The organism is Porphyrobacter sp. GA68, assembly GCF_022605525.1.
Lineage (GTDB): Bacteria > Pseudomonadota > Alphaproteobacteria > Sphingomonadales > Sphingomonadaceae > Qipengyuania_B.
In genome coordinates this window covers 688,017-713,481 of the sequence record NZ_JAKQYJ010000002.1, presented here as the reverse complement: position 1 = coordinate 713,481, position 25,465 = coordinate 688,017, and the positions used below count along the sequence as shown (strand labels likewise).

The 25,465-nt window shown below is 64.2% G+C and carries 25 protein-coding genes and 1 tRNA gene; 11 read left to right on the top strand and 15 right to left on the bottom strand.

Annotated features, from left to right (window positions below; genetic code table 11):
* Positions 1-24: 24 nt before the first annotated feature.
* Positions 25-552 (bottom strand): pyridoxamine 5'-phosphate oxidase family protein, encoded by a 528-nt coding sequence (locus tag LHJ54_RS11230; RefSeq protein ID WP_228243995.1) that lies wholly within the window; start codon positions 550-552, stop codon positions 25-27.
* Between the two features lie 163 nt (positions 553-715).
* Here LHJ54_RS11230 and LHJ54_RS11225 point away from each other — a divergent pair, with 163 nt between their 5' ends.
* The 3 genes from LHJ54_RS11225 (at position 716) to LHJ54_RS11215 (ending at position 4,155) form a co-directional block, all read left to right on the top strand.
* Positions 716-1,960 carry a putative DNA modification/repair radical SAM protein gene (locus LHJ54_RS11225; protein WP_228243994.1) on the top strand — a complete coding sequence of 415 codons (1,245 nt, stop codon included), beginning with the start codon at positions 716-718 and terminating at the stop codon, positions 1,958-1,960.
* Positions 1,957-3,399 carry a UdgX family uracil-DNA binding protein gene (locus tag LHJ54_RS11220; protein ID WP_228243993.1) on the top strand — a complete coding sequence of 481 codons (1,443 nt, stop codon included), beginning with the start codon at positions 1,957-1,959 and terminating at the stop codon, positions 3,397-3,399. Before LHJ54_RS11225 ends, LHJ54_RS11220 begins: the two co-directional genes overlap by 4 nt.
* A gap of 102 nt (positions 3,400-3,501) precedes the next feature.
* A complete protein-coding gene (locus LHJ54_RS11215; RefSeq protein WP_228243992.1) occupies positions 3,502-4,155 on the top strand; it encodes an extensin family protein in 654 nt (217 codons plus the stop codon).
* Here LHJ54_RS11215 and phoB read toward each other — a convergent pair whose 3' ends face one another.
* From phoB to recJ, 9 genes are all read right to left on the bottom strand, one after another.
* Positions 4,156-4,842, bottom strand: a complete 687-nt coding sequence (phoB, locus tag LHJ54_RS11210) for a phosphate regulon transcriptional regulator PhoB (protein WP_228243991.1) — start codon at positions 4,840-4,842, stop codon at positions 4,156-4,158.
* Positions 4,843-4,868: 26 nt separating this feature from the next.
* Entirely contained in the window at positions 4,869-5,558 is a 690-nt protein-coding gene (gene phoU, locus LHJ54_RS11205; RefSeq protein WP_228243990.1) for a phosphate signaling complex protein PhoU, read from the bottom strand.
* Positions 5,558-6,349: a phosphate ABC transporter ATP-binding protein PstB gene (gene pstB, locus LHJ54_RS11200; RefSeq protein WP_228243989.1), complete on the bottom strand. Its 792-nt coding sequence runs from the start codon at positions 6,347-6,349 to the stop codon at positions 5,558-5,560. The genes phoU and pstB overlap by 1 nt, the downstream gene beginning before the upstream one ends.
* Positions 6,343-7,635: a phosphate ABC transporter permease PstA gene (pstA, locus tag LHJ54_RS11195; protein WP_373457078.1), complete on the bottom strand. Its 1,293-nt coding sequence runs from the start codon at positions 7,633-7,635 to the stop codon at positions 6,343-6,345. Before pstA ends, pstB begins: the two co-directional genes overlap by 7 nt.
* Positions 7,628-9,010 (bottom strand): phosphate ABC transporter permease subunit PstC, encoded by a 1,383-nt coding sequence (pstC, locus tag LHJ54_RS11190; protein ID WP_228243988.1) that lies wholly within the window; start codon positions 9,008-9,010, stop codon positions 7,628-7,630. Before pstC ends, pstA begins: the two co-directional genes overlap by 8 nt.
* A gap of 27 nt (positions 9,011-9,037) precedes the next feature.
* The gene (locus LHJ54_RS11185) at positions 9,038-10,075 is read right to left on the bottom strand and encodes a substrate-binding domain-containing protein (RefSeq protein ID WP_228243987.1); all 1,038 of its coding nucleotides are present in this window, start codon (positions 10,073-10,075) and stop codon (positions 9,038-9,040) included.
* Between the two features lie 81 nt (positions 10,076-10,156).
* Complete coding sequence (locus tag LHJ54_RS11180) at positions 10,157-11,395, bottom strand: cell wall metabolism sensor histidine kinase WalK (RefSeq protein WP_228243986.1); 1,239 nt, start codon at positions 11,393-11,395, stop codon at positions 10,157-10,159.
* 88 nt (positions 11,396-11,483) lie between these two features.
* Positions 11,484-11,558 (bottom strand) — tRNA-Glu (locus tag LHJ54_RS11175).
* A gap of 113 nt (positions 11,559-11,671) precedes the next feature.
* Positions 11,672-13,465, bottom strand: coding sequence for a single-stranded-DNA-specific exonuclease RecJ (gene recJ, locus LHJ54_RS11170; RefSeq protein ID WP_228243985.1), 1,794 nt, complete (start codon positions 13,463-13,465; stop codon positions 11,672-11,674).
* An 86-nt stretch (positions 13,466-13,551) separates the two neighbouring features.
* Here recJ and LHJ54_RS11165 point away from each other — a divergent pair, with 86 nt between their 5' ends.
* A complete protein-coding gene (locus tag LHJ54_RS11165) occupies positions 13,552-14,034 on the top strand; it encodes a flavodoxin family protein (RefSeq protein ID WP_228243984.1) in 483 nt (160 codons plus the stop codon).
* Here the strand turns inward: LHJ54_RS11165 and LHJ54_RS11160 are convergent.
* From LHJ54_RS11160 to miaA, 4 genes are all read right to left on the bottom strand, one after another.
* On the bottom strand, positions 13,990-15,039 hold the full coding sequence (locus tag LHJ54_RS11160; protein WP_228243983.1) for a nitronate monooxygenase family protein: 1,050 nt from the start codon (positions 15,037-15,039) through the stop codon (positions 13,990-13,992). The two genes, LHJ54_RS11165 and LHJ54_RS11160, sit on opposite strands and share 45 nt — an antisense overlap.
* A gap of 66 nt (positions 15,040-15,105) precedes the next feature.
* Positions 15,106-16,167 carry an amidohydrolase gene (locus tag LHJ54_RS11155; RefSeq protein ID WP_228243982.1) on the bottom strand — a complete coding sequence of 354 codons (1,062 nt, stop codon included), beginning with the start codon at positions 16,165-16,167 and terminating at the stop codon, positions 15,106-15,108.
* The gene (locus LHJ54_RS11150) at positions 16,167-16,820 is read right to left on the bottom strand and encodes a YceI family protein (RefSeq protein WP_228243981.1); all 654 of its coding nucleotides are present in this window, start codon (positions 16,818-16,820) and stop codon (positions 16,167-16,169) included. Before LHJ54_RS11150 ends, LHJ54_RS11155 begins: the two co-directional genes overlap by 1 nt.
* Before the next feature lie 49 nt (positions 16,821-16,869).
* Complete coding sequence (gene miaA, locus LHJ54_RS11145; protein WP_373457077.1) at positions 16,870-17,793, bottom strand: tRNA (adenosine(37)-N6)-dimethylallyltransferase MiaA; 924 nt, start codon at positions 17,791-17,793, stop codon at positions 16,870-16,872.
* Between miaA and serB the strand changes: the two genes are divergently transcribed.
* Positions 17,792-18,673 carry a phosphoserine phosphatase SerB gene (gene serB / locus LHJ54_RS11140; RefSeq protein WP_228243979.1) on the top strand — a complete coding sequence of 294 codons (882 nt, stop codon included), beginning with the start codon at positions 17,792-17,794 and terminating at the stop codon, positions 18,671-18,673. The two genes, miaA and serB, sit on opposite strands and share 2 nt — an antisense overlap.
* A 57-nt stretch (positions 18,674-18,730) precedes the next feature.
* A complete protein-coding gene (locus LHJ54_RS11135; protein ID WP_228243978.1) occupies positions 18,731-19,567 on the top strand; it encodes a ubiquinone biosynthesis protein COQ4 in 837 nt (278 codons plus the stop codon).
* A 50-nt stretch (positions 19,568-19,617) separates the two neighbouring features.
* Here the strand turns inward: LHJ54_RS11135 and purL are convergent, their stop codons facing one another.
* Positions 19,618-21,864 carry a phosphoribosylformylglycinamidine synthase subunit PurL gene (purL, locus tag LHJ54_RS11130; RefSeq protein WP_228243977.1) on the bottom strand — a complete coding sequence of 749 codons (2,247 nt, stop codon included), beginning with the start codon at positions 21,862-21,864 and terminating at the stop codon, positions 19,618-19,620.
* An 86-nt stretch (positions 21,865-21,950) separates the two neighbouring features.
* On the opposite strand from purL, the gene LHJ54_RS11125 reads away from it, so the two are divergent.
* The 5 genes from LHJ54_RS11125 to queA all read left to right on the top strand — a co-directional run bounded on the left by LHJ54_RS11125 (position 21,951) and on the right by queA (position 25,444).
* Positions 21,951-22,202, top strand: a complete 252-nt coding sequence (locus LHJ54_RS11125; RefSeq protein WP_228243976.1) for an exodeoxyribonuclease VII small subunit — start codon at positions 21,951-21,953, stop codon at positions 22,200-22,202.
* Complete coding sequence (locus LHJ54_RS11120) at positions 22,189-23,112, top strand: polyprenyl synthetase family protein (RefSeq protein WP_228243975.1); 924 nt, start codon at positions 22,189-22,191, stop codon at positions 23,110-23,112. Before LHJ54_RS11125 ends, LHJ54_RS11120 begins: the two co-directional genes overlap by 14 nt.
* A 2-nt stretch (positions 23,113-23,114) precedes the next feature.
* The gene (coaD, locus tag LHJ54_RS11115) at positions 23,115-23,627 is read left to right on the top strand and encodes a pantetheine-phosphate adenylyltransferase (RefSeq protein WP_228243974.1); all 513 of its coding nucleotides are present in this window, start codon (positions 23,115-23,117) and stop codon (positions 23,625-23,627) included.
* Between the two features lie 91 nt (positions 23,628-23,718).
* On the top strand, positions 23,719-24,396 hold the full coding sequence (locus tag LHJ54_RS11110) for a peptidylprolyl isomerase (RefSeq protein WP_228243973.1): 678 nt from the start codon (positions 23,719-23,721) through the stop codon (positions 24,394-24,396).
* A gap of 19 nt (positions 24,397-24,415) precedes the next feature.
* Positions 24,416-25,444, top strand: a complete 1,029-nt coding sequence (gene queA / locus LHJ54_RS11105) for a tRNA preQ1(34) S-adenosylmethionine ribosyltransferase-isomerase QueA (RefSeq protein WP_228243972.1) — start codon at positions 24,416-24,418, stop codon at positions 25,442-25,444.
* Positions 25,445-25,465: the final 21 nt, after the last annotated feature.

Genomic DNA, 25,465 nt, shown 5'->3' with positions numbered 1-25,465 from the left:
ATCTATTCGCCTTCGTACGAGAAGCTAGAGTTGAACCTCTGCCGTGTGTTTGGGCATCTGGTCACGGACATCACCGCCCAAAATCATCTTCGTGTTGTAATAGAGCCCCAGATCGCTGTCCCAGATCTGCGCCTCTCCAAGGTCCATCCTAAGCATGAGGAGGTTAGGGTCATCCTTCCCGCCGTCGAACCACGCGGCGGTTATCCGGTCCCATTCCTTGTCTAGCCGTTCGCGGCTTGTCTCTTCGGACAGCCGGCCATCGAACCGGGCGAAGACGTCATGCCCCTTGCTCGCGAACGTGCACACTGCCTCACCCATCTGAGCGAGTGAATTGCTGCGCTGGGTAAAAAACCAGATTGCGCTGTTCGCGTCCGGGTCGAGCTTTGCCGTCATGACCACACCTTCGCCGGGTTCGGCCTTTCGTTCCAGAAACACGAAGGGCGAATCCGCCAACGCCTTCCAGAATTTCTGCTTCAACTCTTCCGGGTCGGCTTCATTGTGATGCATCGCTTTATTCCTCCTTTGCAGGGCGGAACGGGCGGTGCCGGGCATTAGTTCCTCCACCTGCGGACCAGTCTTGCCCCGCGACGGCCACGGTCCCGCGCTGTACCGCAGGAACGCGCGGGCGCCGCAAGCGCTTTCGTCAGGAACGTCGCGGCAGCGGAGCCAATGATTAGCTCTGGCCAAACACGCGGCAAGAACATACATAGAACGAATGACCGAACAGACGATCCTTCAGAAGCTGGAAATCCTCGCCGACGCGGCGAAATACGATGCGTCCTGTGCGTCTTCAGGCACCGCTAAGCGGGATTCCCGCAGCGGGAAGGGTGTTGGTTCGACTGAGGGAATGGGCATTTGCCACGCGTATGCTCCGGACGGCAGGTGCATTTCCCTGCTGAAGGTTCTGCTGACAAACCATTGCATTTTCGATTGCCATTACTGCATCAATCGAAAAAGCTCGAACGTGCGACGTGCCCGGTTCTCGCCGCAGGAGGTCGTGGACCTGACGCTGAACTTCTATCGGCGCAATTATATCGAAGGTCTGTTCCTGTCGTCGGGTATCATCAAAAGCTCCAATCACACCATGGAACAGCTGGTTGAGGTTGCCCGCCTGCTACGTGAAGAGCATGATTTTCGCGGCTATATCCACCTCAAGACCATCCCCGATGCCGACCCGGAACTGGTTCATCAGGCGGGATTGTATGCAGATCGCGTTTCCATCAACGTCGAACTGCCGACCGACGCCGGACTAACTCGGCTGGCCCCGGACAAGGACGCTCGCCAGATCGAAGGCGCGATGGGCGGCGTGAAATTGGCGATCAGTCAGGCTCGGGACGAAAAGAAGCGGTTTCGACATGCCCCGCGGTTTGCTCCCGCCGGCCAATCAACCCAGATGATTGTTGGGGCAGACAGTGCGACGGACGCAGATATCGTTGGCAAGGCTAGCCGACTGTATGACAGCTATCGGCTGCGCCGGGTCTATTATTCCGCGTTCTCGCCCATTCCTGATGCCAGCGCGGTCTTGCCCCTGAAGCGGCCGCCGCTGATCCGCGAACATCGCCTTTATCAATCCGACTGGTTGATGCGGTTCTACGGTTTCGCGCCTCGCGAAGTGATGCAGGCAACGGAAGATGACGGCAATCTTCCGCTCGACATCGATCCGAAACTGGCCTGGGCGCTCAAGTTCCGGGAGCAGTTTCCGCTTGATGTAAACCGGGCGAGCAGGGAGCAACTGCTCCGCGTACCGGGGTTGGGCGTTCACGCTGTCGATCGGATCCTTGCGTCCCGCCGTCATCGCAACCTGCGGCTGGAAGATGTTGGCAAGCTGACGGTTTCCATTGGCAAGGTGCGCCCTTTCATCTGCGCGGCCGATTGGCGTCCGACCGGGTTGACGGACAAGGTCGATCTGCGCCGCCTGCTGGCGCCTAAAGCCGAGCAGCTGGAGCTGTTCGCCGCATGAGTGCCGGGCACCCCGCGCTGGCAAGCGACGTGGCCGGCTCCTATACTGTTGAACTACCTGCACCGGACGACTTCGATTTTTGGCGGGATCGCGCACGCGTTCTGTTGCAGTGCGATGTACCGCCCGATCAGGTCGTCTGGATTGAGCCTGGGGCAGGCGGAGATCTGTTCGCAGTTACCGCTCGCTCTCTTCCCGTGCCGCAGGATCCGCACAGAACGGTGCGCGCTTCCAAGCGGTTCCTAACCCTTGCCAAGAATGTTGCCCTTCATTCCGATGCGGACCGGTTCGCGCTGCTTTACCGGCTGTTGTGGCGCCATCGTAGCAATCCCCGCATCATGGAAGACAGGGCGGACCCAGATGTTCGGCGCGCGGAAGAGCTCGACAAGGCGGTGCGCCGCGACAGCCACAAGATGCACGCCTTTGTCCGATTTCGCCTGCTCGATGAGGGAGGGGAGGAGCATTACGTCGCTTGGTTCGAACCTGAGCACCACATTGTCCGGGCCAACGCCGGTTTCTTCATGCGCCGGTTTGCCAACATGCGCTGGTCGATCCTGACGCCCAAAGGCTGTTTGCATTGGGACGGGGTCACGATGCGAGAAGGACCTCCTGCGAGCCGCTCTGATGCACCTGACGGGGATCCGGTGGAGGACCTTTGGCGCAGTTACTACGCGTCGATTTTCAACCCGGCGCGTTTGAAGGTCGGCGCCATGCTGAAGGAAATGCCCAAGCGGTATTGGAAGAACATGCCGGAGGCGTCGTTGATTCCGGCACTCGTCGCCGGGGCACAGGCAAGGGAAAGCCGGATGGTGGAAGCCGGAGCGCTGGAGTTCGAGGAAAAGCCGGACACGCTGGAGGGGGTCAGCAAGGCGATCCATGGTTGCCGCAAGTGCCCGATAGGCTTGTTGGAAAACACCGCCGTGATGGGCGAAGGGCCGCGCGAAGCCATGCTGATGATTGTCGGCGAACAGCCGGGCGATCAGGAAGACCAGAGCGGACGGCCATTCGTCGGGCCAGCCGGTCAGCTACTCGATTTTCATCTGCAGAAGGCCGGGATCGACCGCAGCCAGGCTTACGTCACGAACGCCGTGAAGCATTTCAAGTACACGCCGCGCGGGCGTCGCCGCATTCACCAGTCGCCCGCGGCGAAGGAGATCGACACGTGCCGGTGGTGGCTGGAAAGCGAGCGGGCGTTGGTTCGTCCCAAGCTGATCCTGGCCATGGGGGCCAGCGCGGCGCGCGCACTGCTGGGCAAGACGGTCAGCATCGCCCGGGTCAGGGGGCAGCCGCAGATGCTGGAGGACGGGAGCGAGTTGTGGATCACGGCGCATCCGTCCTACCTGTTGCGCCTGGACGGGCCCGCGCGTGACGCGCAAACCGGCATGTTCGATGCAGATCTGCACGCGGTGCGGGAACGATTGCGGGAGCTGGAGGGTGTATAAGAGCTAACCCATCGAGCATCAAAAGGCGCCTCAAGTCTGAAGTTCTCCCGTCACATCGGCCGTTTCAGGGGTGATCGCGCGGTTTTAGGCGTGCTCGTAATCATGGCTGGAGTGCTAGCGGCGAGAGCTTGGCTGGCGGCCCATCCGCAGCACAACCCGTGGGCGCCGCTCGACCTGGGCGATCCGCCCGGTTGGGCGACAAGTTCCAAGCTGGTTTCGCTGAAGGAGGATGCGGAGCTTTGCCGAACGGTTCTGACCAACAGCGAGATCGAGTTTCGCCTCCTACCACCGGCGGGAGATGGCGAATGCCTGCGTGAAGATCGTCTGCAGCTGACGCAGTTTCCCCTGCAACCTCAGGAGCCCGTTGCGACCTGCGCCGTCGCCGCCGGAATGGAATATTGGCGGCGTCACTCCCTCGACCCCGTGGCTCAGGAACTGTTTGGGACGGGCGTGGAAGAAATCATGCATCTGGGCACGTTTTCCTGCCGCCGGCTGTACGGCAGATCGGACGGCGCCTTCAGCGAACATGCGACCGGCAATGCGATAGACATTTCCGGCTTCCGACTTGAAGACGGAACCGTAATCAGCGTGTTGAACGACTGGGAAGACCCGGCCGCAAAAGGCGCGTTTCTCAGACAGGTGCGTGATGGCGCCTGTTCCGCTTTCGCAACGGTGCTTTCACCCGACTACAACGCCGCTCACGCCGATCATTTCCACTTCGATCAGGCGTCGCGCTGGGGCTCGTTCTGCCGCTGATCAGGGTTCCAGTGCGTAGCCCGCGGAACGTACGGTGCGGATCGGGTCGTCGACCCCTTCTATTTCGATAGCTTTCCTGAGACGGCGGATGTGCACATCGACCGTGCGCAGTTCGATGTCGCTGCCGGTGCCCCAGACGCCGTCGAGAAGCTGCCCGCGGCTGAACACCCGGCCTGGACTTTCCATGAAAAACTTCAGAAGCCGGTATTCGGTTGGGCCAAGCTGCAAGGCCTTGCCGCGGCGCTCTACCTTGTGGCCGACCGGGTTGAGACGGATATCGCCCACCTCGATGATTTCGCCGGCTAGGGCAGGGCGGATTCGCCGCATCACCGCCGCCACCCGGGCCAGCAACTCGCGGGGTGAAAAAGGCTTGGTGATGTAGTCGTCGGCGCCCGTGTCCAGCCCCCGTATGCGATCGTCCTCGTTCTCGCGGGCGGTCAGCATGATGATGGGGGTGCGCGCGGTCGCCTTGTCGCGCCGCAACCGGCGGCAGACCTCGATCCCGCTGGTCCCTTCGATCATCCAGTCGAGGATGATTAGGTCTGGCGTTTCCTCAGCCGCCATGACCAACGCTTCGTCACCGTCGGCGGTGGTGCGAACCTTGTACCCTTCGTTGGTGAAGCGGTATTCGAGCAGCTCGGACAACGCCGGGTCGTCCTCTACCAGCAGCAGTTTCGCGGCGCTCATTTCGATCCCCTCCGAACGCTGGCAGACTAGTCGTTCACGGGCGTCATGCGCTCGTCGCTGTCGGGCGGGTATTCGCCGGTGGCGGCGTAGTGCACCATTTCAGCCACATTGGTCGCGTGATCGCCAATCCGTTCGATGTTCCTGGCGATGAAGAGGAGTTGTGCCGCGCTGGAGATGGTGGAAGGGTTTTCGACCATGTGGCTGACCAGGTTGCGGAAGATGCTGTTGTAGAATGCATCGACCTTCGCGTCGGTACGGATCACTTCCAGCGCCAGTTGCGGATCGCGCGCAGCATATGCGGTAAGAACGTCGTGCACCATTTCGCCTGCGATCTCGGCCATTGCGGGCAACAGCGTCAGCGGCTCGAACCGGCCTCGCCCTTCGATGCGGCCGACCCGCTTGGCGATGTTCTTGGCGTAATCCCCAATCCGTTCAACCACGCCGCCGATCTTCAGCGCGGCGATTACCTCGCGAAGGTCGTCTGCCATGGGCGCGCGCAGCGCGATGATCCTTACCGCCAGCCGGTCGACCTCGGCCTCCAGCGCATCCAGCTTCTTATCGCGGGCAACGACGGTGTTGCCGAGCTGCTCGTCCCCCTTGACCAGAGCTTCCAACGCTTCCTGAAGGGCGACTTCGGCGAGGCCGCCCATCTCAGCGATCAATCCCCGCAGCCGGGTAATGTCTTCATCAAATGCCTTGACGGTGTGTTCAGCCATTACCCGTAACGTCCTGTGATGTAGTCCTGGGTCCGTGCTTCCCTGGGATTGGTGAAAATTTCCGAGGTGGGACCATACTCGACCATGCGGCCGAGGTGGAAGAAGGCGGTGCGTTGCGACACCCGTGCGGCCTGCTGCATGGAGTGGGTGACGATCACGATGGCGTACCGTTTGGCCAAGTCTGCGATCAGTTCCTCGATCTTGGCAGTCGCAATCGGGTCTAGGGCGGAACAGGGTTCATCCATCAGGATGACTTCCGGGTCAACCGCAATGGCGCGCGCAATGCAGAGCCGCTGTTGCTGCCCGCCGGACAGCGCGGTGCCAGGTTCGGTCAGCCGATCCTTCACCTCATCCCACAAGCCGGCCCGCTGCAGCGAGCGTTCGACCACTGTATCGAGTTCCGCCTTGGTTTCCGCAAAACCGTGGATGCGTGGTCCATAGGCGACATTTTCATAGATCGTTTTGGGAAACGGGTTCGGCTTTTGGAACACCATACCAACCCGCGCCCGCAACGCGACCACGTCCATACCGGACTGGTAGATATCTTCTCCATCGAGCAGGATCTGCCCTTCCATGCGCGCAGACGCGATGGTGTCGTTCATCCGGTTCAGCGAACGAAGAAAGGTCGACTTGCCGCAGCCGGACGGACCGATGAACGCGGTAACGAAGGCGCCGGGAATGTCGATCGATACATCATCGATCGCCTTTTTGGTGCCGTAATAGATCGATACGTCGCGCGCCTGCATCTTCACGTCGGCGCGTACGTCCACGTCTTGAATCGCTGTCACCATCTTTTCTCAAACTTGTTGCGCAGGTAGATTGCCGACGCGTTCATGGCGAGGAGCACCAGCAGGAGCACGATGATAGCCGCGCTGGTGCGTTCCACAAAGCCCCGGTTCACCTCATCCGACCAGAGATAGATCTGAACCGGCAGGACGGTTGCCGGCGAAGTGAAGCCATCGGGTGGATTGGCGACGAACGCGCGCATGCCGATGAGCAGCAGGGGTGCGGTTTCGCCCAACGCCCTGGCCATTCCGATGATCGTGCCGGTGAGGATGCCCGGAAGAGCCAGGGGAAGAATGTGGTGGAACACCACCTGCACGGGACTCGCGCCAAGTGCTAGCGCCCCGTCGCGAATGGACGGAGGCACCGCCTTGATGGCGTTGCGTCCGGTGATCACAATCACCGGCATGATCATCAGCGCCAGTGTCATGCCCGCGATCAGCGGCGCGGACCTGAGGTTGGGGAACAGGGTAAGAAAGACCGCCAGACCCAGCAAGCCAAAGATGATCGACGGCACCGCGGCCAGGTTGTTGATCGACACTTCGATAATGTCGGTCCAACGGTTCTTGGGGGCGTATTCCTCCAGATAGAGGGCGGCGAGCACCCCGATCGGGAACGCCAGCACCAGCGTGACGATCATTGTCAGGATGGAGCCTTTCAGCGCCCCCCAAATGCCTGCGTCCTGGGGTTCAGTCGCGTCGGAACGGGCAAGGAACCCAGCGTCGAACCGCTTGTCCAGCAAGCCTTCTGACTTCAGCCGCGCCGCGAGCCTCTGCAGCTGCGGATCTCCCGCGCCCGAGTACGCTTCGGCAAGGTTGCCTTCGACGGGGAGCCAGAACGTCTGCTGGGTGCGCAGCAGCGCGGGGTCGTCGGCAATCTTCTGCGCGACGGCGCGCCAGGCTCCTGGCTGAACGTATTCGGCAGCCGCCGGGTCCAGCCGCTCTGCCGCGGCGGACACGACCTGCGGCAATCCCTGCGCCTCCAGCGACTGGATGGCGCCCGAACCTGCCAGCGTAGTGGCGTCTCCCGCGATGCCTGAATTGGCGAGGTCGACCGGAACCGCCAATTCGACCCGCTGAAAACCGCCCACGCCCTTGACCGCGATCGTGACCAGCAGCACCACAAGCATGGCTATCGAGATCGCGATGGCTGTCAGCCCGGCGACGCGAAACCGCCTTTCCGCGGCATAGCGTTGCCGCAGCCGCTTCTGAAAGGCGGCGCTTCGCGTCGGGCCAGCGTCGCCCGGCGTGAAGCCGGGTTCCATCGTTGCAGGGGAGGGCAGGCGATCACTCATACGCTTCACGGAACCGTTTCACCACACGCAGGGCGATGAAGTTCAGCGCCAGCGTCACCAGGAACAAGACGAATCCAAGCGCAAATGCGGCCAGCGTCGCGGGATGATCGAAACTGCCTTCGCCTGTCAGCAGCGCGACGATCTGGAACGTCACCGTGGTCATCGCCTCCAACGGGTTGGCGGTCAGGTTCGCGGCCGCGCCCGCCGCCATCACCACGATCATGGTTTCACCGATGGCGCGGCTGACCGCCAGCATGATGCCCGCGACAATGCCGGGCAGAGCGGCGGGAATGAGAACGCGGCGAATGGTTTCCGAACGGGTCGCGCCAAGCGCGTAGCTGCCGTCGCGCATGGCGCTGGGCACTGCGGCAATGGAATCGTCAGCCATGGAAGACACAAAGGGGATGATCATGATGCCCATCACCAGGCCGGCGGCGAGGGCGCTTTCGCTCGACGCGTTGCTGATCCCCGCGGACACGGCAAGGTCGCGAATGGCCGGAGCCACGGTCAGCGCGGCGAAATAGCCGTAAACCACCGTCGGCACCCCTGCCAGCACTTCAAGCGCCGGCTTGATCCAGGTGCGCCAGCGCGGCGGCGCATACTGCGTGAGGTATATCGCGCTCATCAGTCCCAGCGGAATGGCCACGATCATGGCGATGATCGCCCCGATGTAGATAGTGCCCCAGAACAGGGGCACCGCCCCGTAGCGGTCCGACCGGATCGCATCCGGCGCGACCATAGGATCCGGCCCCCACTGGAACCCTGTCAGGAAGCCGAGGGGGGACACCATGCCGAAAAAGCGGATCGTTTCGAACAGCAGGCTGGCAAGGATGCCGAAGGTGGTCAGGATCGCCACCAGCGATGCCAGAAGGAGGATGCGCATCACCAGCGTCTCCACCTTTGTGCGCGCGGCGAAGTCGGGCTTCAGCCGAAGAAATGCATGCGCGCCTCCGGCGAAGGCGATGAGTATGGCCGCGACGAACCCGATCCATTCGTATCGCCCCAGCGCCGCCCGAAACGGTTCGACCAGAGGCTGCGCCGCCGGGTTGAACACGGCCGGCGCCGCCCCGGAAGCGACCGCGCGCGCTTCGGACAGGATGGCTTCACGCTGGAAGCCGAAGGCCGGCAACTGGCTTGCGGCGGGATCGGCCAGAACCGCCTGCATCACCAGCTGCGGCTGCGCCCATCCCCAGACCGCGATGAACGCGGCCAGGGGCAGGACGATCCAAGCGGCGACATACCAGGCATGGTATTGCGGCCGCGCCCGCAGTCTGGCGGAACCTTCCGTTTGGAAGCTCCACGCGCGCGCACGTCCGGCCAGCCACCCGGCGAGTCCGAAGCCAAGCGCAAGCAGGAAGAGCAGGCTCAACGACACGATCTGCGCCCTAGGCCGGTTTTCAGCTCAACTCAATTCGTTCGCCGCAAGCGAGGGAAACTCTGTTGCGCGGCGGGCATTTTCCGCTGCCACGTCCGGCGGCGTGGCGACGAGGCCCCTGCGCGCGAGAGTGCCATCGCGACCCCAGCTCGCCGCCCACTGGGCAACGAACTGCCGCAATCCGGGAATGGCATCGAGGTGCGCCTTCTTGACGTAAATGTACATCGGGCGCGCGCCGAGGTACTCGCCCGACGCGATGTTGTCATAGTTGGCGGCGACGCCGTTCACCGGCAGATCCTGCAGCCGGTCGAGGTTCGCTTCGAGGTAGGAAAAACCGAATACACCAACGGCCTGCGGATTACCTTCGATCTTCTGGACGATCAGATTGTCCTGCTCGCCCTGTTCGACATAGGCGCCGTCATTGCGCACTTCTGTGCAAATCCGCTCATGTTCATCCGCGTTCTGATCCTTGAGCTGCGCCATGGCCGGGTTGGTGTCACAGCCGGGGATAAGCACGAGTTCTTTCAGCGAGTCACGCGTACCCGATGTCGCCGGCGGCCCGTACACAAGGATGCGCTGGTTGGGCAGCGAGGGATCGATGTCGGACCAGTTGCGCGCGGTCTGTTCCTGTCCGTACGGGCGAGCAGCCAGGGCGCGATAGATGATGTCGGGCGTCAGGTTCATCGTGATGCCGTTCTTCGCCGACGCGAAGGCGATGCCGTCCAGTCCGACGTTGATTTCCACGATGTCAGTAACGCCATTGGCCTGACAGGTCGCGAACTCCGACGGCTTCATGCGACGCGATGCGTTCGCGATGTCCGGTGTGTTCGGCCCGACCCCCTGGCAGAACAGGGCAAAGCCGGCGCCCGTCCCGGTCGATTCGATGATCGGGGACTTGAAGTTGGTATTGGCGCGAGTGAAATCCTCGGCGACGATCTTCGCGAACGGCAGAAGCGTTGATGAGCCGACCGCGCGTACCGAGTCGCGTGAGGTTTCGGCGGTTCCGCACCCCGCCAGCATGAGCGCTGGCAGCGCGGCAATCGCGAGCTTGGTAAAAACAGACATGCAGAAAGGTCCACTTGCAAAGGGGTTCCAGACCCTAAACGCTGGCATTGTTACAACTTGGAGACAAGCGGGGGAGGCTAGTTACCCCGGCTCCGCAAGGTTCGACGGAACGATAGTCTCAGCGCCGGCATCCGTGTTCCCGATGTGTCCAACCAGCGGCAGGCGCACGGTCACGGTGGTTCCCAGTCCGACCTCACTGCTGATATCCAATCTGCCGCGATGCCGTTCCACAATGTGCTTTACGATGGCCAGGCCAAGGCCGGTGCCCCCGGACGTGCGGCTGCGCCCAGGGTCGGTTCGGTAAAAGCGACGGGTGAGATGCGGGAGATGCTCCTTGGGGATGCCGGCACCTTCGTCCGCCACGGTCAGGCGAGCATAACGCATGCCGTCCGCAGTCAGTCCGACGCGAACCCGGCCGCCCTCCGCGGCATATTTCAATGAATTGTCGACGAGATTGCGGACAAGCTGTTCGAGTTGCGGCTCATCCCCGGCAACCAGCAGACCGCTGTCCAGGGAGAGATCCACCCGGGCGGCGCGGTCGGGCCCTGCCGCATCCATCGCGGCGCGCCGGACGGTACCGGCAAGCGCCACCCGGGACGATGGCGCGTCGTGCTTTTCCGCCTCGACACGGGATAATGACATGAGGTCGCTGACCAGATCCTGCAGCCGCCGCGCTTCCCTGTGAATATGCGACAAGAAGCGGTCTGCCGTGGCTGGCGCAATGGCGCCATCACCTTCGCGCAGGGTTTCGACATAGCCGATGATCGCAGCCAGCGGGGTGCGCAGTTCGTGGCTGGCATTCGCCACGAAGTCAGTGTGGGCGCGTTCGACCACCACCTCTGCCGTCCGGTTGGCCAGTTCAATCAACGCCAGTCGCTCGTCAATGATCTGGCGCCGCATCTGCCAGCAGTCCTGCGGCCGGGCGAAGTTGCGAATGGTGCACACGCCGCTGTCTTCGCTGTTGAGTAGTTCGATGGCTTCCGGGTGGCGGAACGCCACGCGGGCGTCCTGGCCTGCGATGTGGGCGCCGATGATCTGACGTGCCGCCTCGTTCACCACGACAACCTTGCCGTTTTCCGTGAGCAACTGCGGCGAAGCGGATAGCGCTAGCACCGCTTCCACATTGTCCTGGGAAAACGGCGACGGCTCTCGCCGCGGCGTTGATCGCGGCGGTTTGGCAGTGCTGAGCCAGAGCGAGCCGAGCCAGATCAGCAAGATCGCTGCCGCCACCGTCCACGGCCAGCCGCTGCCAATCAGGGCAACGGCCGTGGCGATGGCACACGCTGCGCCGAACCATGAAAATGCGCGCTGCCGTTCCATCGCGGCCGGGCTGTAAACGCAAGCGGGCGAGAGCGCCAGCCCACCCACACGCATGCTGACGATTACCGGAGTTCCGCCGGTCCGGTGGTGGTGACCCCTACGGGAATCGAACCCGTGTTTCAGCCGTGAAAGGGCCGCGTCCTAACCGCTAGACGAAGGGGCCAGCTTGCCTTTGCTGCCAAAGGTCCGGTGGCGTGGCACTTAGGCGGCGGGCCGCGAGCCGTCAACCCTGTCGAGAACGGCAACAGGCGATTGTTGCCCCGTCCTTGCCCGCATCTAGTTGACCCCAGCGAAGGCGGCGTCGTCGAGATGCAGTTCGGCGGCCGGGTGACTGCCCCAGTCGTCCACCTTGACGCGCCCGGCAAGCCACAGGCGCCGCTGTGCGCTTCCATGCAGCAGGGTTTGCCCAAGTTCGCTTTCCGCCATGCGGAACCCGATCGCCTTGAAGCTGTGCCCGTCATCGCCGCGCGCGATCAGGCGAACGTGGGACTGCCCGACCACATCCGCCCTGATCAGGGAAACCGACCCGACGGCAATCCGCGGCGACGGCCAGCCCACGCCATACGGCCCGGCCCCCTCCAGCTGTTCTGCGAGATACGGGTTCAACCCGCGCGGCGCAACGGTGAGGTCAAGCGCGACCGTTTGTCCCATCTGCGCGTCCGCCACTCGGGACGCGAGACGCTCCTCCATAAAATCGGCAAATTGGCCGAGCTTGTCGGCGGAAACCGTCAACCCTGCCGCCAGGGCGTGACCGCCACCGGCCACGAGAAGGCCGGCCTCGCGCGCGGCGATAATCGCGGCGCCAAGGTCCACACCGCTGATTGAGCGGCCGGACCCTTTTCCGGTCGCACTGGCCGGATCAAGCGCGATCACCAGTGCGGGCCGTCCGGTCTTTTCCTTGATTCGTCCGGCGACGATGCCGATCACCCCCGGATGCCAGCCTGCACCGGCAAGCACGTGGACCGCCCGGTCCTGCTGCCCGGTGAGTTGCGCCTCTGCCTCTTCCTGCACCGTCTGCTCGATGGCGCGGCGCTCTTCGTTGAGCCGCGACAGCTGTTCGGCCAGAGCGCGGGCTTCGTCCGGGCTTTCGGTGGTCAGCAGGCGGACACCCAGAGTTGCCTCTCCCACGCGACCGCCGGCGTTGATGCGGGGGCCGAGCGCGAACCCCAGATCGCTGCACACCGGAGCGCGCGACAGCCGCGACGCATCGATAAGCGCGGCAATGCCGGTATTGCGGCGCTGCGCCATGATCTTGAGGCCCTGCGCCACGAAGGCGCGGTTGAGCCCGTGGAGGGCGGCCACGTCAGCGACAGTGCCGAGCGCCACAAGATCAAGGAGTGCACGCAGATCGGGTTCTTCCCGGTCAGAGAAGAAACCGTGTGCGCGCAGCGTGCGCACGACCGCCACCGCCAGCAGGAAAGCCACGCCGACTGCCGCCAGATGCCCGTGTCCGGCCGCTTCGTCACCCTCGTCCAGACGGTTGGGGTTCACCAGCGCCACGGCGCGGGGCAGGGCGTGTGCACATTTGTGATGGTCCACCACCACCACGTCGAGCCCGGCGTCATGCGCCTGCGCCAGCGCCTCGTGCGCCATGGCGCCGCAATCGACCGTCACAACCAGGCTGGAGCCATTGTTCGCCAGCCGCACCAGCGCCTCTCCCGACGGGCCATAACCTTCCAGCAGGCGATCGGGGATGTAGAAACCTGCGCTATGGCCGAGCATGGCGAACAGCCTGACCAGCAGCGCGGCACTTGTCGCGCCGTCGACATCGTAGTCGCCATAGATGGTCACGGCTTCCCGGCACAGCACGGCCTGCGCGATCCGTTCCGCCGCCACGTCCATGTCGCGGAAGCAGGAGGGATCGGGCAGAAACGTGCGCAGCGTGGGACTGCGGTGGCGCAGCAGGTCGTCCGGACCGACGCCGCGTGCGAGCAGCAGCTGGTCGACCAGCGCATCGCCCGCCAGGCCGCCGCCGTGCGACAGGTCCATGTTTCCACCGCGCCAAACCCATCGTTTTCCGCTGATGGACCGGGCGACGCCGCAGGCATGTTGACGGGATTCGGTTGTCATCTGCCGGACACTAGCGTTGCCTGCGCCCAGAACAAAGGTGGAAACCTTGGCTTGGCGCGCTTGCCCCGGTGCGATAGGAAGCGGGCATGGCGGCCCCGCTCCTGATCGTATGGCACAGCCGTACCGGAGCCAGCGAACAGTTGGCGCAGGCGGCAAAGGCGGGTGCGGCCGATCTGGCAACGCTGGTTCCGGCTGCGGAGGCGTCCCCCGCGCATTTCATGGCTGCGGCCGGCTTTCTCTTCGTCTGCCCCGAGAACCTGGGCAGCATGAGCGGGCTGATGAAAGAGATGTTCGACCGCTGCTACTATCCATTGCTGGGTGAGCTGGAAGGCCGCGCCTATGCAACGGTGACGGCGGCGGGGTCGGACGGCAGCAATACCGTGCGCCAGATCGACCGGATCGTCACCGGCTGGCGATTGCGGCGGGTGGCGGAGCCGGTCATCGTCAACCTCCACGCGCAGACAGCCAGCGCCATCCTGGCCCCCAAACGGGTGGAGGGCGCCATGCTGGATGACGTCAGTCGACTAGGCCAGGCGCTCGGCGAGGGGTTGGCGAGCGGCATCTTCTGACTGCGCGCCGTCCCGTTCACCCCAGCTGCGGCTGAACGGCCGGGCCGCGGCATCAAGCGCCGTGCGGGCGTGGTGGTATTCGCGCTCGATCCGGGCGACGAGTTGCTCGACCGGCTCGACGCTCTTCACCGGACCGATGCCCTGACCAGAGCCCCAGATGTCCTTCCACGCCTTGGCCTGCGTGTTTCCGCCGCTGCCGAAGTTCATCTTGCTGGGATCGCTTTCCGGCAGGCGGTCCGGGTCGAGTCCTGCCCCCTCGATGGAGCTGCGCAGGTAATTGCCATGCACGCCGGTGAACAGGTTTGTGTAAACAATGGCTTCGGCGCTGCCCTCAACGACTGCCTGCTTGTAACGGTCGTCTGCCCGGGCCTCGTCAGTGGCGATGAAGGCGCTGCCGATATAGGCGAAATCGGCGCCAAGCGCCTGTGCGGCCAGAACAGAGCGGCCATGCGCGATGGAACCGGACAGGGCGACCGGCCCGTCGAACCACTCGCGAATCTCCTGCATCAGCGCGAACGGGGATTGGGTCCCCGCGTGACCGCCCGCGCCCGCCGCCACCGGAATGAGGCCGGTCGCTCCCTTCTCGATCGCCTTGCGCGCAAACCGGTTGTGGATGACATCGTGCAGCGAAATACCGCCCCAACCCCGGACCGCCTGAAACACCTCCTCGCGCGCGCCAAGCGAGGTGATCACCAGCGGCACCTGCCACTTGGCGCAAGTGGCCATATCCTCTTCCAGGCGGTTGTTCGACTTGTGCACGATCTGGTTTACGCCGAAGGGCGCCGCCGGCCTGTCCGGGTTTGCGCGATTATGCGCGGCCAGTTCTTCGGTGATCTGATGGAGCCATTCGTCCAGCTGCGCCGCCGGCCGTGCGTTCAGCGCCGGGAACGACCCGACGATTCCCGCCTTGCATTGCGCGATGACCAGTTCAGGACCCGACACGATGAACAGAGGCGATCCGATCACGGGGAGGCGCAGGCGGTCGAACGGTGCAGTGAGGGGCATGGGCAACTCCGCTTGGGACAAGGCACGCCTGCCTATGCCTCCGCCGGCACGCTGTCGAGAGTGCCGTTACGTAAGCAGATCGGACAGACCGTAGAACCGCGCAGCGGTTCCGGCGAATAGCTCGCGCTTTTCCTGGGCCGAGGCACCGCGCGCCAGATGCTTGAAGGCATTCCAGATCGTCCGGTACTCGCCCGCCCAGCGATCGACCGGATAGTTGCTTTCGAACATGGCGCGTGACGGTCCGAACGCCTCGATGCAGGTTTCGATGTAGGGCCGCCACAATCGGGCAAGTTCGGCGGCATCACGACGCCGGGCCAGCCCGTCTTCGGGCAGGGCGCAGAACGACATCCCCAGACCGCCGAGTTTCACAACCACGTTTTCGCACCGGGCGAGCTCGCGCACCTGATCGCGCCAGATACCGAACCGTTCCGACAGCCTGCCCCCGTATGGCCCGCAGCCAAGCGGGGTTCCGCAGTGGTCGAGGCAGATCGGCTGACGGGGAAACGCGCGGGCGAGGGCGATCACGTCACCCAGCTGCGGCTCCAGCACCCAGGCGTCGAAGGTGCATTGAAAATCGCCCAGCGCGGAAAACCCCCGGCGAAACGCGTCGGAAAGATAGAGGCCGGCCGGCGCATGGAACGGCGGCCCGAGCACCTCAGGATCGGCGTCCCATGCGCCCTGTTGCCGGATGCCCCGAAAGCGCGGGAATCGCTGCGTGATCTCGGCAAGCGTGTCGCGGACGCAATGTTCATCCGCCGTAAGATCGACATGACCGACGATGCCTGCGCATGGCCGCACCGGGCCATACAGGCCGCTCGCCCCCTGTGCCGCGACACCGTTCACAAACTCGATCTCACCCAGAACCTTGCGCGCTTCGCCGTAGGTTGGGTTGTAGAAGGCGCCGCATTCCATGAACACTGTGGCGATGACATTGTGGCCGCTGCGCAGATCGGTCAGGAGCTGGTCGAAGGTGTAGTGCGCCGCCCCGGCTATGGTTTCGATGAAGGAATGACGCGGCTGCGGAAAAGCGGGCAACAGCGCACGCAGGTCCCACAGGTGATGATGCGGATCGATGATGGGCAGGTCTGGCTCGAGGATTTCCTCGGCGACCTGCCCCGCACCGCTCATCACTGTTGCCGTTCGAAAGCGGCGGTAATCTGCAATTCAACCTCGTCGCCGATCATCGGAACGGCATAGGGCATATTGAATTGCGAGCGCATAATCGATGTCGTGCCGGTGAAACCAACAGTTTGTTTCTCGTTCATCGGATTGGCGCCGGCGCCGGTAAACTCGGCGCTGATGGTTACCTGCCGCGTCACACCGTTCAACGTGAGATCTCCCGCTATGTCGGCGGTGAGATCGCCAGTGCGACGCACCTCGGTGGAAACAAAGCGGGCGGGCGCGGGCGACGGACCGAAAAAGTCCGGTTGGCCGCCATTCTCGCCGGGACGAAGCATGTGCTCGCGCAACCCTTCGCTGACAACGGCCAGCGAGGTGATTGGGAGCGTCACCTCCAGCCTGGTCGCTCCAAGGTTGGTCGGATCAAGCTGCAGCGTGCCTTCCACATCGCCGAATAGTCCGTAATAGGGATTGAAACCGAAATGGCTGACGCTCCACTGCACCAGCGTATGGGCGGCATCGACGGTGTAGGTGCCGGCCGCGACGCGGGAGGGATCAACCTGCCCTGGCATCTGCTGCGTGGCAGGCTGCGCATTGATCGCGGCGACACTGCCCAGGCCGGCAAGCATGGCTATCGGGATGAGCTTTTTGGATAACGGCACGGTTCTTCTCCTGCGGGCAAGACTGAAGGTATAGGAACGGTCAGCGGCATCAAGGGTTCACGGGTGCTTCGATAATCTGCCGCCAATCTGCGGGCGGTTGCCGCCGGAACCAGGTGTACTGCCGCTTGGCGTAGCGCCGTGTCGCCATCTGTCCCGCCGCAATGGCCTCGTCCAGCGACCGATCGCCTCTGACATAGGCTGCCAGTTCCGGCACTCCGATGGCGCGCATCACCGGCAGGGCCGGGTCGAGGTTGCGGGCGAGCAGCGCTTTCACCTCGTGCACGGCGCCGCGTTCTACCATCTGGGCAAAACGTGTGTCGCAGCGTGCATACAGCGTCTCGCGGTCGGGCAACAGAATGCGCGCGTCGAGCGATACGTGGGGGCCGATACCGCCCGCCGTTTCCGCCCGCCAGGCGGAGATGGGTCGCCCGGTGGAGCGCACCACTTCGAGCGCGCGCTGGGTACGGGCCCGGTCGGCAGGTGCAAGGCAGACAGCGCTGTCAGGATCCTCATGTTCGAGCGCCAGACGTGCCGACGCCTGCGGCAGCGCGCGCACCTGCGCCCTCACATCCGGATCGATCGGCGGCACCGGCGCCACGCCGTCGAGCAGGGTGCGCAGGTACAGCCCGCTCCCGCCCACCAGCACAGGCACCCCGCCAATCGCGTGCACCGCTGCAATCTCGCGCTTGGCGGCCGTGGCCCAGTCGGCGGCGGAACAGGCGCTCGCGCCGTCCCAGGTGCCGAACAGCCGATGGACGATTCCCCCCATCTCGCTGTCAGATGGCCGCGCGCTCAGAACGGCGAGGTCGGCATACATCTGCGCGCTGTCGGCGTTGATCACGACTGCAGTAACGCCCGCAGCCTGGACGCCCTGCGCCAAGGCCACGGCATAGGCGCTCTTGCCGCTGGCGGTCGGCCCTGCGATGACCGCGACCGGCGGCTTGTCGCCGGTGAATTGCAGAGGTTCATGAATGCCCACAGCCCGTGTGATAGCAGAGCCAGCCCGGCTTGAGGCAAGCCTTGAACAAGCGACCGCCGCTTTGGCCCGGCGCGGCTGGGCGGTCGCTGTCGCGGAGCTTCTGGAACATGACGGCGCCGTGCTGCAGATCGGGCTGCCTGCCGGAGACGCGGTGGCGGTGAGGGAGGTGCTGTCGCAAGCCTTTGCTCCGTGCGACGCGTTGGCGGCGGCGGGCCCGATCGAACCGCCGCAGCTTTTAGTATCCGACATGGATTCCACCATCATCGGGCAGGAATGCATTGACGAACTGGCGGATTATGCCGGGCTGAAGCCGCAGATCGCCGCCATCACCGAACGGGCGATGCAGGGGGAACTCGATTTCAAAGCCGCGCTGCGGGAGCGAGTCGCACTGCTCGCCGGACTTGAGGAAGCCGCCATCACGGCCTGCCTTGCCGAGCGGATCAGGCCGACGGCGGGAGCAGGAGAACTGGTGCAGACGCTGAAAGCGAACGGGTGCCGCACAGTGCTGGTCACTGGCGGGTTTCACCATTTTGCCGATGCGGTGGCGGATCAGCTTGGCTTCGACAGGGTGGTGGCAAACCGGCTGGCCGTGACGGATGGCAGGCTGACCGGGCAGCTGGTGGGTCGAATCATCGGTGCGTCAGCCAAGGCCGCAGTGCTGGTCGAGGAGCGCCGGCAGCTGGGTGCCGACAGCATTGTTCTTGCCCTGGGTGACGGAGCCAATGACGCGCAGATGCTGAAGGAGGCGGATTACGGCATTGCTTATCATGCCAAGCCCGCTGCGCGGCAGGTGGCCAATGGTGCCATCGATCGCGGTGATCTGACCAGCGTGGTGCAGCTGCTGGGGCTTTCGCCAACGAACATGCCGACTTGAGGGTTGGCACAAGGGTCGTCACGTCTTATTAACAGGTCTGTCAGTAGTGGAGCCGCTATGAACGACCTGAGCCGATCCGTACCCGAGGCGCTGGAATGCGCCAGCGATGGCACCATTCTGCGCGACCCGCGCCGGACCCCGCCGCGCTACAGCCTGCCGCGCGCGGTGCATCACTTCCGCGAGTTGCTGAAGGATAAGGAAGAGACGAGCCACGTCTTCCACATCTTTGACGCGTTGCCTTCGCAGACATTCATGCCGCGGGTCAGCAGGCTGGGGCTGTCTCCCCATGGCGAGGCGCTCCGCCGGTCAGAGCCGTCGCTGCCGCCATTGCTTGACGATCATGCCGCATTGCGCCGTACTCCGCCCGGCAGCGTCGGCCATGCTTATTGCGACTTCATGGAGCGTGAGGGTCTGACCGCGGCCGGGCTTGTGGCTGAGGCGGAGAAGCTGAACCGCCCGAAGTTCGACGATCTGGTGCAGTGGTACGCCGACCGCAGCCGCGACGTGCACGACCTCATGCATGTGCTCACCGGATACGGCCGAGACCCTCTGGGCGAACAGTGCGTGCTGCTGTTCACCCACGGACAGCAGCCGAGCCAGGGGCATCTGCTGATCGGCTGGGCGGGCGCGGCGCACATCAAGCGCATCACCCGGAGCAGTGCTCCGGTGTTCAAGGCGGCATTGCAGGCGCAGCGGACGGGCAAGGCGTGCCCCCCGCTGACGTGGCTGCCGATCCGCGATATGCTGGAACTGGATTTACGTGAGGTCAGGACGATGCTCGGCATACCCGATCCGACCTGGTATCAGCGGTGCCACGCTGTCTGGCGGAGCGAGGGGATCGATCCCTACAAGCTGATCGCTCCCGAAAAGGATCAGAACCGTCTGATGGCCTGAGCGTCCTTGCTGGCGCTTTGCAGGGGTTGGGCGGACGCAGGCCTGCTCTTTTATCCCTCCATCCAGTCCCGGAAGAAGCTGTCGTGCGCTTCCCGCATGTCGTGCAGCGGAACGCCGAGCAGGCTGCGTCCCCCGACGGTTCCGATCCTGCGGAAGCCGATCTGCGCCGTTTCGCTGTCCCTCGTGCCCCGGGCCACCGCGGCGTTGAGCGCATCTGTGTCCGGTACGCTGATCACATACCGTCCCTGATCCTCGCCGAACCACCATTGCGCGGGTGTGTAGGCGTCGTTGGCTTCGACTTCGGCACCTATATCGCCCGCCAGCGCCATTTCGGCCAGAGCGACTGCCAGACCGCCATCCGACAGGTCGTGTACCGCGTTCACCAAGCCGTCGGCAATCAGTTCGCGGATGATCTCGCCCGCATTGCGTTCGATGGTAAGGTCGGTCGGCGGGGCGCGGCCAGCATCCATCCCCTTCACCTCGCGCAGCCACAATGACTTGCCAAGGTGCGAACGGGTCGGGTCCGGCCGCGCCCAGTGTTCCGGGCCGACGAGGTAAAGCGTGTCGCCTGCGTTGCGGAAGGCCATCGTCATCATGGCGGCATGGTCCGCGATGAGGCCGACGCCGCCGATCGCGGGCGTGGGCAGGATTGCCGATCCGCCGCCGGTGGCCTTGCTTTCGTTGTAAAGCGAGACATTTCCGCTGACCACCGGGAAGTCGAGCACCCGGCAGGCATCCGCCATCCCTTCGATGCAGCCGACGAACTGCGCCATGATTTCCGGACGCTGCGGATTGCCGAAGTTGAGGCAGTTTGTAATCGCCAGCGGCTTTGCGCCCACCGCGCAGAGGTTCCGGTACGCTTCGGCCACCGCCTGCTTGCCGCCCTCGTAGGGATCGGCGTAGCAGTAGCGCGGCGTGCAATCCGTGGTCATTGCCAAAGCCTTGCGAGTGCCATGCACCCGCACTACCGCTGCATCGCCGCCGGTCTGCAGCGTATCGGCGCCCACCTGGCTGTCATATTGCTGCGCGATCCAGCGCCTGGATGCCAAGCTAGGCGACGCCAGCAACGTCAGCAGGTCCGCACCCACGTCCGTGCTTTGCGGAACCTCGGCCAGCGGCTTTACCCCGGCCCAGGCCCTGTACTCCTCTCGCGTCATGGCCGGACGGTCATAGAGTGGCGCGTCCGCCGCCAGCGGACCGAGCGGAATGTCGCACACCACGTCGCCGTTCCACTCCAGCACCATGTGGCGGGTATCGGTGACTTCGCCGATGATCGCGAAATCCAGTTCCCACTTGCGGAAGATCGCCTCCGCTTCGGCTTCCCGGCCGGGCTTAAGAACCATCAGCATGCGTTCCTGCGATTCGGACAGCATCATCTCGTACGGCGTCATGCCGTCTTCGCGGCAGGGCACCTTGTTCATGTCCAGCCGGATGCCCGCCTTGCCATTGGTCGCCATCTCGACCGATGATGACGTGAGGCCTGCCGCGCCCATGTCCTGAATGGCCACTATGGCGTCCGTTGCCATCAGCTCCAGGCATGCCTCGATCAGCAGCTTCTCGGTGAACGGGTCGCCAACCTGCACGGTTGGCCGCTTGGCCTCCGCGTCTTCGGCGAAGTCTGCGCTGGCCATGGTGGCGCCGTGGATTCCATCGCGCCCGGTCTTGGACCCCACATACACAATCGGGTTGCCCACGCCGCTGGCGGCTGAATAGAAAATCCGCTCGGCATCCGCGATTCCCACCGTCATCGCATTCACCAGAATGTTGCCGTCGTATGCAGGATCGAAGTTCGTCTCCCCGCCAACCGTGGGTACACCCACGCAGTTGCCATAGCCCCCGATGCCGGCAACCACACCTTTCACCAGATGCTTCATCTTGGGATGGTCTGGGCGCCCGAAACGCAGCGCGTTGAGGTTCGCCATCGGCCGCGCGCCCATGGTGAACACGTCGCGCAGAATGCCGCCGACGCCCGTCGCCGCCCCCTGATACGGTTCGATGTAGGAAGGGTGATTATGGCTCTCCATCTTGAAAATGGCCGCTTGGCCATCGCCGATGTCGATAACCCCGGCATTCTCGCCCGGTCCGCAGATCACCCACTCGGCCTCGGTTGGCAGTTTCTTGAGGTGGATGCGGGAGGATTTGTAGGAGCAGTGTTCCGACCACATCACCGAAAAAATGCCGAGTTCGACCACATTGGGTTCCCGGCCGAGAGCGTGCAGAACACGCTGGTATTCTTCCGGTGAAAGGCCGTGCTGTTCGACGATTTCCGGGGTGATTTGCTGCGCCGTGTCGTTCATGCCCGCGTCTTAGCGAGGCAGCGCGCGATGCGCTACTCCTCCACGGCGCTTGACCGTGCCAAGCTGTCGAGCCATTGCTTGGCGCGATGCAGGACCATGGCGCGCCGATAGACAAGCTCAGTTTCGAGGAGGCGCTGACCGCGCTGGAGCAGGTGGTCAAGCGGCTGGAAAGCGGGGAAGAGCCGCTGGACCAGTCGCTGGCGCTCTACGAACAGGGCGAGCGGTTGCGGCGACACTGCCAGGCGCGGCTCGATGCGGCGCAGATGCGCATTCGGCAGATCGTGACGGACGGCGATGGTCGCGCGGCGGGAACCAAGCCCTTCGATGAGGACGGTTGAGGCGGTGGGCGGCGACGCAGCTTCGCCATCGCTGACCCAGGCGATGGCGGCGATACAGCAGGAGATCGACACGGCGTTCGACCTGCTGCTGCCCGTCCCGGATGATGCGCGCGCGCAGTTGGTGGAAGCGATGCGCTATGCCACCATCAACGGCGGCAAACGGGTTCGTCCGCTCCTGCTGACCGAAGTGGCGGGATTGTTCAACGTCGATCGCAGCACGGCAATTCGCGCCGGCTGCGCGGTGGAAGCGATCCATGTCTATTCGCTGATCCACGACGATCTTCCGTGCATGGACGATGATGCCATGCGCCACGGACGCCCCACGCTCCACATCCAGTATGACGAGGCGACCGCGGTGCTGGCCGGAGATTCGCTGCATGCACTGGCCTTCGAACTGCTGACCGACAGCCGCCTGACCGGCGATCCCTTTGCCCGCGCAGAACTGGTGGAGTGCCTGGCCAAGGCCAGTGGGCACAACGGCATGGCCGGCGGGCAGATGATGGACATGCAGGCTAGCGCTTCCGAATACGACCTGGCCGCCGTTACTCGCCTGCAGCAACTCAAGACGGGCGCGCTGTTGGGCGCGGCGGTCGAGATGGGGGCGATCCTGGGCCGCCTGCCCGCGGAGGGGCGTGGACCTTTGCGGGCTTATGCGCGCGACATCGGACTCGCGTTCCAGATTGCCGACGATCTGCTCGACGTTGAGGGCGACGAAGGGTTGGCGGGCAAGGCGCTGCGCAAGGATGGCGAGCAGGGCAAGCAGACCTTCGTCACCCTGCTCGGGGTGGAAGGCGCGCGGGCGCGGGCGCGGTTGCTGGCAGAGCAGGCGGCCGCACACCTTGGCAGCTTCGGCGACAAGGCCGACGTGCTGCGACAGCTGGCGTTTTTCATCGTGGAACGGGATCGCTGAGGATGGGTGAACGGATCGGCATCTATCCCGGCACTTTCGACCCCATGACGCTGGGTCACGCCGACATCATCCGGCGCGGCAGCAAGCTGGTGGACCGCCTGATCGTCGGCGTCACAACCAATCCTTCCAAAAACCCCATGTTTTCCACGCAAGAGCGGCTTGCCATGACGCAGCGGGAAATCGCGGCGATCGGTCTGGAGAACGTGGAGGTACAGGCGTTCAACGCCCTGCTGGTGAAGTTCGCCCGTCGCATGGGTGCAACCGTGTTGATCCGCGGACTGCGCGCGGTCGCGGACTTTGAATACGAGTACCAGATGGCGGGCATGAACCAGCAGCTCGACCATTCCATCGAAACCGTTTTCCTGATGGCGGACGTGTCCCTGCAACCCATCGCCTCCAAGCTGGTAAAGGAGATAGCCATCTTCGGCGGGGATGTGTCGCCGTTCGTCAGCGAAGCGGTCGAGAGGGACGTTGTTGCCCGCGTGGCCCAGTCAGGTCGAAAGGGCGATTACTGAGGCAAAATGTTCATGGCCACGAAAGTCGCCGCCAGCTAGGGGCGCCAGATTACGCGGGCTGTCGAACCGCTCCACTTGACCGGGATTGTGTATGCTGAAGCAGATTACCACGGCGATTGCCGCCGCAACCCTGTTTGCAATGCCTGCTGCCGCGCAGGAACAGGCCGCGGCGCCCGCGGCGGCAGGAGCCGTAGATTACACGGCGAGGGTGAACTTCGATCTGGCGGCCGACCGTGACAACATTCTGCTGCTGGACCTTTCGACCGGGCAGCGGGTCGCCATCCGATTGATGCCGCAGTGGGCGCCAAACCATGTCGACAGGATCAAAACGCTGGCTCGGCAGGGTTTCTACGACGGGATCGTATTCCACCGCGTGATCGATGGCTTCATGGCGCAGACCGGCGATCCCACGGGCACCGGGCAGGGCGGATCGCCGCTCCCCGACCTTGCGGCCGAATTCAACCCGATGCCGCACGTTCGCGGCACGGTGGCGATGGCGCGGGCGGCGGCTGACGACAGCGCCAACAGCCAGTTCTTCATCGTCTTCTACCCTCGGTTCAGCCTGGACAAGCGTTACACCAACTTTGGCCGGGTAATTGCCGGAATGGACGCGGTTGACGCGATTGAACGAGGCGAGCCGCCGGCCAACCCGACGCGCATCGTGCAGGCATCCATCGCCAGCGACAACCGGCCTGTTCCGCCGCCGCAGCCGGTCGCGCAGCAGCCGGTAATTACCGCCGACGACCTGAACGCGCCGCTGCCGAACTGATCGGCGGCGGAGCACGGCCATGCGGGTGGAGCTGTTCGATTTCGACCTCCCGCCTGAACTGATCGCGCTTCGCCCCGTCAGTCCGCGCCATGCGGCGCGGCTGCTGGTGGCCGGCTCTGCCGGGCCCTTGCAGGACCGGCGTGTGCGCGATCTGCCGGAAGTGCTGCGGCGTGGTGATGTGCTGGTGTTCAACGACACCCGCGTGATCCCCGCGCAATTGGAGGGGCGCAGGGGAGAGGCCCGGATCGGCGCCACCCTGCACAAGCGTGTGGACCTGCGCCGGTGGCAGGCGTTCATCCGTAATGCGAAGCGGCTGAAACCGGGCGATCGGATAGCGTTCGGGGGCGATGTGAACGCCTTGGCCGAACACCGCCTGCCTGATGGTGCGTGGCTGCTGTTCTTCGAAGGTGACGAGCCGGTCGAAGCCTTGCTGGATCGGGCCGGCACCATCCCCCTGCCGCCCTACATCGCGGGAAAGAGGCCCGCGGACCAGCATGATCGCGACGATTACCAGACGATGTTCGCGCGGGAGGACGGTGCCGTTGCCGCGCCGACGGCATCGCTGCATTTCACTCCCGAGCTGATTACCGCGCTGGATGCGGCGGGTATTGAGCGGCACACGCTGACGCTGCATGTCGGGGCCGGCACGTTTCTTCCGGTCAAGGTCGACGACACCGCCGACCACCGGATGCATTCCGAATGGGGCCGCATCGATCCGGCGGTTGCGGCAGCGCTGAACCGTGCGAAGGAGAGGGGAGGCAGGATCATCGCTGTCGGAACCACCAGCCTGCGCCTCCTCGAAAGTGCGGCAGCCGAGGACGGCAGCCTGCACCCGTTCGCCGGTGACACCGACATCTTCATCACCCCCGGCCATCGTTTCCGCGTGGTGGACGGGCTGATGACGAACTTTCACCTGCCCAGGTCCACCCTGATGATGCTGGTGAGTGCGCTGATGGGGCGCGAGCGGATGATGGAAGTCTATGCCCATGCCATCGCGCAGGAATACCGTTTCTATTCGTATGGCGATTCCTCGCTGCTCATCCCCTGACATGCTCTTGCTATTCGCCTC